This is a genomic window from Vibrio sp. Isolate25 (assembly GCF_022398025.1).
In the GTDB taxonomy this organism is placed as follows: Bacteria; Pseudomonadota; Gammaproteobacteria; order Enterobacterales; family Vibrionaceae; genus Vibrio; species Vibrio coralliilyticus_A.
On sequence record NZ_JAKEUT010000033.1, the window covers coordinates 1 to 1,052 of the forward strand.

The following is a 1,052-nucleotide window of genomic DNA, read 5'->3' on the forward strand; positions in this document are numbered from 1 at the left end:
TCGTCTAGAGGCCTAGGACACCGCCCTTTCACGGCGGTAACAGGGGTTCGACTCCCCTACGGGATACCATTGGGTCGTTAGCTCAGTTGGTAGAGCAGTTGACTTTTAATCAATTGGTCGCAGGTTCGAATCCTGCACGACCCACCATTTCTTCCTTAGAAATGACTCTCAAGATGGGGCTATAGCTCAGCTGGGAGAGCGCCTGCCTTGCACGCAGGAGGTCAGCAGTTCGATCCTGCTTAGCTCCACCATTCTTGACGTCTTCCGCAAGACGAAAAACTCATGTGGGCGATTAGCTCAGTTGGGAGAGCACCTGCCTTACAAGCAGGGGGTCACTGGTTCGAGCCCGGTATCGCCCACCATTTTTAAGTGTTCTTACAAAAGAATCTTTAAAAATGGTTCATTTATGAATCTAGCTCTTTAACAATTTGGAAAGCTGACGAATAACAACAATCCCCATCTCTTTGAGATGCGTTGTTATTCAATTAAAAGTTCTCAAATCCTAATGACTTGTTCATTAGGTACCAACACACATTCAAGTGTTCTTGGAAATTATGTAGTTTAAGAGAACGAAGATATCCCAATATCTTCAACTTAGTGTCCCGTTCGTCTAGAGGCCTAGGACACCGCCCTTTCACGGCGGTAACAGGGGTTCGACTCCCCTACGGGATACCATCTTTAAGTGCATTTCTTTAAGTAGAAAGTTTTAAGTGCTCTTAAAAATGGTTACTTCATAAGAAGTGATTTGCTCTTTAACAATTTGGAAAGCTGACGAATAACAACAATCCCCATCTCTWTGAGATGCGTTGTTATTCAWTTAAAAGTTCTCAAATCCTAATGACTTGTTCATTAGGTACCAACACACATTCAAGTGTTCTTGGAAACATCCTTGTGATGTTTAATATTTGAGTCCGGCAAAATCGAGTCTGCATCATGTTTAAATAATTGCAGACAACTTTGGTTGTTTAAACAGAAGACCCTTTGGGGTTGTATGGTTAAGTGACTAAGCGTACACGGTGGATGCCTTGGCAGTCAGAGGCGATGAAGGACGT

General features: G+C 43.5%; 5 tRNA genes. All 5 read left to right on the forward strand.

Going from position 1 to position 1,052, the window contains the following annotated elements:
* The first annotated feature begins 1 nt into the window (after position 1).
* The 5 genes from L1D15_RS21975 (at position 2) to L1D15_RS21995 (ending at position 675) form a co-directional block, all read left to right on the forward strand.
* Positions 2–69, forward strand: a tRNA-Glu gene (locus L1D15_RS21975).
* Positions 70–71: 2 nt separating this feature from the next.
* Positions 72–147, forward strand: a tRNA-Lys gene (locus tag L1D15_RS21980).
* A 28-nt stretch (positions 148–175) separates the two neighbouring features.
* A tRNA-Ala gene (locus tag L1D15_RS21985) sits at positions 176–251 on the forward strand.
* A gap of 35 nt (positions 252–286) precedes the next feature.
* Positions 287–362 (forward strand) — tRNA-Val (locus L1D15_RS21990).
* A 237-nt stretch (positions 363–599) separates the two neighbouring features.
* Positions 600–675: transfer RNA gene (locus tag L1D15_RS21995), tRNA-Glu, on the forward strand.
* Positions 676–1,052: the final 377 nt, after the last annotated feature.